Source organism: Wohlfahrtiimonas larvae (assembly GCF_002006755.1).
GTDB lineage: Bacteria > Pseudomonadota > Gammaproteobacteria > Cardiobacteriales > Wohlfahrtiimonadaceae > Wohlfahrtiimonas > Wohlfahrtiimonas larvae.
Map to the genome: position 1 here is coordinate 1 of NZ_MVDO01000226.1, position 3868 is coordinate 3868.

Consider the following 3868-nt stretch of genomic DNA (forward strand, 5'->3'; position numbering starts at 1 on the left):
GCACCTGTACGATAAAAAAGCCCATATAATGCCGTACCAATTATAGTGCCAACCATTGGCCCTAATACAGGTACAAATGCATACCGCCAATTAGAATCTGTTTTACCTGCAATGGGCATCAAAGCATGCATCAATCTTGGGCCAAAATCGCGGGCAGGGTTAATCGCATATCCTGTAGTTCCACCTAAACTTAAACCAATAGCCATGATTAAAAAACCTACAACAACAGGTTGCAATCCACCGGTAAATTCATTTATACCAATAAATAAAATTGCAAAAATTAAGACCGCAGTGCCAAGAATTTCTGACACTAAATTCGATGGATAATCTTCAATTGCTGGTGTTGTGCAGAAAATATCACGTTTAGCAATTGCATTTTCTGTCACTGCAAAATGGGGTTTAAAATGTAACCATACTAAAAAAGCACCTAACATTGCTCCCAAAACCTGAGCAACAATGTACCCCAATACGTGAATCCACGGAAATTTATGAGCAATGGCTAAACCTAAAGTTACAGCAGGATTAAAGTGTCCACCACTATATTTCCCAACAGCATAAATGGCCAACATTACAGCAAATCCCCAACCCATAATAATAACAATCCAACCACCACCTGCTGCTTTAGATTTATTAAGGACAACGTTCGCAACAACGCCTCCGCCGAATAAAATCATAATGGCAGTACCAATGAGTTCTGCAATATAGCTAGGCATACAACCTCCGTAATATTAATAACTGTTGTTTTAAATAAATTATACTTATGACTTTAATAGATTATATTTATAACATGATAAAACAAAATGATTCATATCTGTTAGATAAAATATTTAAATAAAAATTGATAATTCACAAAGAATTATTCTCAATCTTTATTATTCATAATGCCTTAACTATCATGAAAGCTTTATATTATGGAATCTATTCAAGTGAATCTTATTCATACATATACATTACTTGAGAATATTGAACTTAAAGCAGAGCTTAAACCTGCTAAACATCCTTCTCATCAGCCTACATTAATCTACATACATGGCGGAGGATTTATTCTTGGTGAACGTTCAGACTTACCTGAAACATACATTGATATGCTAAATGATGCAGGCTATAACTTACTCTTATTGGATTATCCTCTTGCTCCTGAAGTTGATCTTACAACTATTCATCACTGTTTAGCACAAGCATTAGAATGGTTTCATCTGAATCATCAATCAATTTTAGGATTGGATTCTGCTGATTATTATCTATTTGGTCGTTCTGCAGGTGCATATTTAGCACTATTATTATCTGCTAAAAATCCATCTCAATATCAAAAAGGCATTATTGCCTTCTATGGGTATAGCTCTATGCTTTCTGATGCATTTATCACACCCAATGACTATTATTTACAATTCCCCAAACATAGCTATATGGATCTATATGATTTAACTGATCAAGGTATTTTGACAGAAGCTTCTGTTAAATCTCGCTATGTTTTATATATTAACTACCGACAAACTGGCGAATGGCTTTCTAAAGTTTTACCTGATCGCTCACAATGGGAATATTACAGCTTAACGGATCAAGAGCTCTCCAAGCTCCCACAAACATTTTTAACTGCAAGCAATACAGATAAAGATGTTCCTTACGAAGCCTCTGTTCATTTATCCAACATTATCCCTAATAATGTATTTTATCCAGTTGAAAATCAGTATCATGACTTTGATCGAGATTTTAACAATCCGATTGCTATTAGCATTTATCAATCCTTATTAGAATGGTTAAAAAAACATCATCATGAAGAATATCCCTTGCCCATGCAATCCCAAGACTGACTATAAGAATTGCTGCGAACCTTTTCATTTAGGCCAACAATATCCACAGCAACAAGAAATATTGATGCGAAGTAGATACAGTGCTTACGTATTACAGAATATAGATTATCTAAAACTCACATGGCACAGTACAACCTGCCCCGATAATTTTGGCGATATGGATAGCATTAAATGGTTAGGCTTAAAAATTAATCAAGTTAATGAAGATATTAAACACCAAGAATATTTCGTAGAGTTTATCGCGAGATATAAAGATAGCAACCAAAATGGTAAGGCCGATAAAATTCATGAGCTGAGCCGTTTTATCTATGAAGATAACAAACTTGTGTATATCGATGGTGAGTTTCTAGTTTAATCAAAAATGCCTTAGGTACTTCCTAAGGCATATTGATTGCTCTTTATTTCCAAAAATTATTAATCCACGGGGTTGGTTTAATAGTTTTATAAAATTTCTTATAAAAAGGCACTTTACCTGGCCAATGCCCATTCACAGCATCAGGAGGATTCACTGCTCCATGAAAAATAAGTACCTTACAACCTACAGGTGGTAAAGACGGTGCTTTAACCAAACGCATAAAACGCCATTGCATACAATGGATTTGAAAGCTTCTGCACCATTCATCAGGCCAAAAAGTTAACTGACCATATTTTTCTATAATTTTGGCGGACATATATTCTTGGCTAGCAGTTTTATATTGATTCACATACTTTACAGGATCATTTTCTAAATCTTCGATCACATGGTTCAATGCTCCAACACGCATCATCGTTACAGATGAATTCCCAATTTTTCCCTTACCACGTGTCCAGTTGTAACAAATAATAAAATCCTTATCTGTTTCATAATCAAACATTTCATCTAAACTACCAGTGATCACAACATCCAAATCTAAAAATAAAAACCGTTCTCCCTCTTTGAAAGGATGAAGTACACTACGCGTCAATGATTTTTTACGATAAGCACGCCACAACCATTCTTCAGGAAAATTAAAGGGCGGTAAATCGTAAACTTCTACTTCTGGAATGATTCCTTCTCTATTTTCCGTGTAGCAGATTAGTCGAAAAGGACGCTTAATATTACGTTGAATCATGTTATATAATTTATTAACATAATCCGCCGAATAGGCATCTTTCCATTTCATACATACAAAATTAGCGATTTCCACTCATTATTCCTTTTTATTGATTTTACTCTCAAAACTTCTTAATTATAAAACTTAATCATAATTTAGTATAGAGCATCGGATAATGGTTATTCCATCGAAGGATTTCTTAAACGCTTAAATCGAGGAAATCTAGGTTTACCATGATTAGTGAGACCATTATAAATAAAAGCGACAACTTCGTTAATCGCAGGTGGATTTTTTCTCATCTCATCGGTAAGGCCTGATCCTACATTCACAATACTACCATCTTTTAATTCTATGATTAATGCCCCCACCATTCCTTTATATTTACCCTTACCTGGTTTATAACCAATAACCCGTCCTTTATCTTCATCATATTGTTTAACTTTTAATAAATGGTTAACACGGCCTGAACCATACAATGCATCTTCATGATGCAACATTAAACCTTCGCCTTTCATAGCAACAACTTGATTCAATTTATGCTTAAGCTCATCTATACTTTGAATTTTTTCTTGTGGGATCATTTTTACATAAGATAGATTCAAACTAGGAATATAATATTTCATATATTCGACTCTTTCACCAAATGGCTTTTGAATATTAGGCATATCAAAAATCATATAATTTACTTTATGCCAATTTTCTGGATTTTCAGTTCCATTTAAAATAGGGATCAGCTGAGTAAACTCATCACGATCAATCCATAGCTCCCCATCTAAAGGCTGATCACCTAAATTTTCAATAAACCATTTAGGTGGATTATAGGGATATCCTGTTTTACTTCGTAATTCTTTACCATTCCAATATCCACGAAAACCATCTAATTTTTCACTGACATAATATTTAGTAAGGTCTAACTTCATATCTTCATGAAAATATTTACCATGTTGTAATGGATCAGCAAAAACAGTACTTAAGCATAAAATA

At 33.9% G+C, this 3868-nt stretch carries 5 protein-coding genes; 2 read left to right on the forward strand and 3 right to left on the reverse strand.

All coding sequences use genetic code 11. The annotated features are described in order from the left end of the window. A partial coding sequence (locus BZK14_RS11805; protein ID WP_077926673.1) for an MIP/aquaporin family protein occupies positions 1–713 on the reverse strand: 713 nt, incomplete at its 3' end. Positions 714–911: 198 nt separating this feature from the next. On the opposite strand from BZK14_RS11805, the gene BZK14_RS11810 reads away from it, so the two are divergent. Together BZK14_RS11810 and BZK14_RS11815 are read left to right on the forward strand one after the other, a co-directional pair. Next, positions 912–1811: an alpha/beta hydrolase gene (locus BZK14_RS11810; RefSeq protein WP_077926674.1), complete on the forward strand. Its 900-nt coding sequence runs from the start codon at positions 912–914 to the stop codon at positions 1809–1811. 64 nt (positions 1812–1875) lie between these two features. Beyond that, the gene (locus tag BZK14_RS11815) at positions 1876–2166 is read left to right on the forward strand and encodes a YchJ family protein (protein WP_077926675.1); all 291 of its coding nucleotides are present in this window, start codon (positions 1876–1878) and stop codon (positions 2164–2166) included. Between the two features lie 43 nt (positions 2167–2209). Here the strand turns inward: BZK14_RS11815 and BZK14_RS11820 are convergent, their stop codons facing one another. Continuing rightward, entirely contained in the window at positions 2210–2977 is a 768-nt protein-coding gene (locus BZK14_RS11820) for a hypothetical protein (protein WP_077926676.1), read from the reverse strand. An 86-nt stretch (positions 2978–3063) separates the two neighbouring features. Then, on the reverse strand, positions 3064–3868 hold an 805-nt coding region (locus BZK14_RS11825), incomplete at its 5' end, for a DNA ligase (RefSeq protein WP_342742243.1).